Origin of the sequence: Streptomyces sp. AF1A, from assembly GCF_047340315.1 — a bacterium.
Classification (GTDB): Bacteria; Actinomycetota; Actinomycetes; order Streptomycetales; family Streptomycetaceae; genus Streptomyces.
In genome coordinates, this window is the sequence record NZ_JBLEBI010000332.1 from 1 (window position 1) to 2,948 (window position 2,948).

The 2,948-nt window shown below is 74.4% G+C and carries 3 protein-coding genes; all 3 read right to left on the reverse strand.

The genetic code is table 11. From position 1 onward, the window contains the following. Nucleotides 1-1,036: AAA family ATPase (locus tag ACLU3S_RS36490; RefSeq protein ID WP_413956269.1), on the reverse strand; the 1,036-nt coding region annotated here is incomplete at its 3' end. After that, the gene (locus ACLU3S_RS36495; RefSeq protein WP_413956270.1) at nt 1,033-2,196 is read right to left on the reverse strand and encodes an exonuclease SbcCD subunit D; all 1,164 of its coding nucleotides are present in this window, start codon (nt 2,194-2,196) and stop codon (nt 1,033-1,035) included. The genes ACLU3S_RS36490 and ACLU3S_RS36495, both read right to left, overlap by 4 nt. A 107-nt stretch (nt 2,197-2,303) precedes the next feature. Then, complete coding sequence (locus tag ACLU3S_RS36500) at nt 2,304-2,930, reverse strand: YigZ family protein (protein WP_413956271.1); 627 nt, start codon at nt 2,928-2,930, stop codon at nt 2,304-2,306. Nucleotides 2,931-2,948: the final 18 nt, after the last annotated feature.

A 2,948-nucleotide genomic window follows, 5' to 3' on the forward strand; every position in this document is an offset into this window, starting at 1 on the left:
CCCGGCGGTGCTCCTCCTCGGCGGCGTCGCGCAACTCCAGCGCGGGCGCGACCCTTTCCGCCTTCCGGGCCCTGGTCATGCGTTCCTCGTCCGCTCGGTGGGCGGCGGCCCGCTCCTGGAGCCGCTCGGCGCGCTGCCGCGCCTCGGCGAACCGGCCCTGCAGGCGGGCGAGTTCACGCGCGTCGTCCAGGGCGCGCCGGGCCTCGCGGTGGGCGGTTTCGGCGGCCGCGAGCCTGCTGTGCGCGACGGCGAGGCGTTCGCGGGCGGTGCTGCGGGCGACGGCTGCGGCGCCCAGCACGGCCTCGGCCAGGCCGGGGTCTCCGGGCGCCAGGCCGGGCAGCTCCATGACGTCGCCGGCCTCCTGCTGCATGCGGTGGGCGTCGGCGAGCAGGGCCGCGTCCCCCTCGCGCACCCGTGCCTCGGTGGCGCGCCGCCGCTCGGCGAGGTGCTTCTCGACGTCGGCGAAGCGCCGGGTGTCGAAGAGCCGGCCCAGCAGCCGGCCGCGGGCCTCGGCGTCGGCACGCAGGAAGCGCGCGAAGTCGCCCTGGGGCAGCAGGACGACCTGGCAGAACTGCTCGCGGCTCATACCGAGCAGCTGGGTGATCTCCTCGCCCGCCTCCTGGTGGGAGCGGCTGCGGTCCCGCCAGGCGCCGGCCGCGGCGTCGTACTCGCGCAGCCAGGTCTGGGCCTTGTCGACCGTGGTGCCCTTGCCGCGCAGCTTGGACCGCTCCCAGGGCGGCTGCCGGGTGATCTCCAAGCGGCGTCCGGCGACGGTGAGTTCGAGCCGGACCTCGGTGCGGACGCCGGGCTCCGCGTGGTCGCTGCGCAGGTTCATGCCCTGGCCGCCGCCGCTCTGCCGGGCGCCGGGGACGGAGCCGTACAGGGCGTAGCAGACGGCGTCCAGGACGGAGGTCTTGCCCGCGCCGGTGGGGCCGTGCAGCAGGAAGAGCCCGGCGGCGGACAGCGCGTCGAAGTCGACGCTCTGCCGGCCGCCGAAGGGCCCGAAGGCGGTGATGTCGAGCCGGTGCAGCCTCACCGGGCCACCTCCCCCGCGGCGTCGTCGGCGCGCACGGCGTCGAACGCCTCGCGCAGCACGGCGGCCTCCAGCGCGTCGGGTCCGGCGCCGCGCACGTGGGCGACGAAGTCCTGGGCGATCTCCTCGTCGCTGCGGCCCGCGAGGCGCCTGGCGTACGACACCTCGGGGTCGTCCGGGGCCCGCTCCGGGGCGAAGACCAGGCTGAGGGTGTGCGGGAAGCGCTCGGTGAGCCTGGCCATGGGGTCGGCGGGGCGCACCGGGTCGGTGAGGGTGGCCTCGACCCAGGCGTCCTGGTGGCGGTCGAGGCACGGGTCGGCGAGGAGGTCGTCCAGGGTGCCGCGGATGCGGGCCAGCGGGCGCGGCACCGGGCAGTCGACGCGCTCGGCGGTGACGGAGCCGTCGGCGGCGAGGTCGACCAGCCACATGCTCTTGCGGTGGTCCGCCTCGGAGAAGGAGTAGGCGAGCGGGGAGCCGGAGTAGCGCACGCGCTCGGAGAGGGTCTGGCAGCCGTGCAGATGTCCGAGCGCGACGTAGTCGACGCCGTCGAAGACTCCGGCCGGCACGGCGGCCACGCCGCCGACGGTGATGTCCCGCTCACTGTCGCTGGCCTGACCGCCGGTGACGAAGGCGTGGGCGAGGACGACCGAGCGCGTGCCCGGCGCGCGCGTGGCGAGATCGGCGCGGACGCGGTCCATCGCGGCGGCCAGCACGGCCTCGTGGCCGGGCTTGTCCACCGCGAACTCGTCCTTCACCAGGGCGGGTTCGAGATACGGCAGCCCGTAGAAGGCCACGTCTCCGTGGGCGTCCGTGAGGACCACCGGGGTGCCGACGGCGGACGGCTCGGTGCGCAGGTGGACGCCTGCGCGGTCGATGAGCCCGGCGCCGACACCGAGACGGCGGGCCGAGTCGTGGTTGCCGGAGATCATCACCGTGGGCACGCCGAGGTCCGCGAGGCGGTGCAGGGCGTCGTCGAACAGCTCCACCGCGGCGAGCGGGGGCACCGCGCGGTCGTACACGTCACCCGACACGACCACCGCGTCCACCTCGCGCTCGCGCACGGTGGCGACGAGGTGACCGATGAACCCGGCCTGGGCCCCGAGCATGTTCACCCGGTGGAAGGCCCGGCCGAGGTGCCAGTCGGACGTGTGCAGGAGTCTCATGATCCCCGAGAGTATCGGCCGGGTCCGACACCACGGGTGGTTACTCCCGTATCAGACCGTCATGCCCGGTGACCAGTAACGGCGATACATCCGATTCGCACCAATTATCAGACGTCTCCGTAGGCTTCGCCGCCCAGCTCGAACCCCGCCGTGCCCGCCGTCGCATCGGCGAGCCATGCGCGGAAGGCGGGCACGTCGGCGTCCGGCAGGCCGATCTCGATGGTGACGGCCTCGTCGTAGCGGACGTCCCGCACCTCGCGTCCAGTGGCACGCAGGTCGTTCTGGACCTTGCCCGCGCGCTGGTGGTCGACGGTCACCGTGGCCAGCCGGAAGCGGCGCCGGGTGATGGTGCCGAGCACGTCCAGGGCCTCGCCCACGGCGCCGCCGTAGGCGCGGATGAGTCCGCCGGCACCGAGCTTGACGCCGCCGTAGTAGCGGGTGACGACGGCGACGACGTACCGCATGTCGCGGCGCAGCAGCATCTGCAGCATGGGGACGCCGGCCGTGCCGCCCGGTTCGCCGTCGTCGCTGGCCTTCTGCACGGAGGCGTCGGCGCCGATGACGTACGCCCAGCAGTTGTGGGTGGCGTCGGCGTGCTCCTTGCGGACGGCGGCGATGAAGTCCTGCGCCTCCTGCTCGGTGCCGGCCGGGGCGAGGGCGCACAGGAAGCGGGAACGGTTGATCTCGGTCTCGTGCACGCCCGCGCGGGCCACTGTGCGGTACTCGTCCTGCATCCCGCCAGCGTAGGCGCT

What these genes read in the sequence shown, in the direction of transcription:
- ACLU3S_RS36495 (WP_413956270.1), bottom strand. Translation starts at nt 2,196, where the DNA reads ATGAGACTCCTGCACACGTCCGACTGGCACCTCGGCCGGGCCTTCCAC.
- ACLU3S_RS36500 (WP_413956271.1), bottom strand. Translation starts at nt 2,930, where the DNA reads ATGCAGGACGAGTACCGCACAGTGGCCCGCGCGGGCGTGCACGAGACC.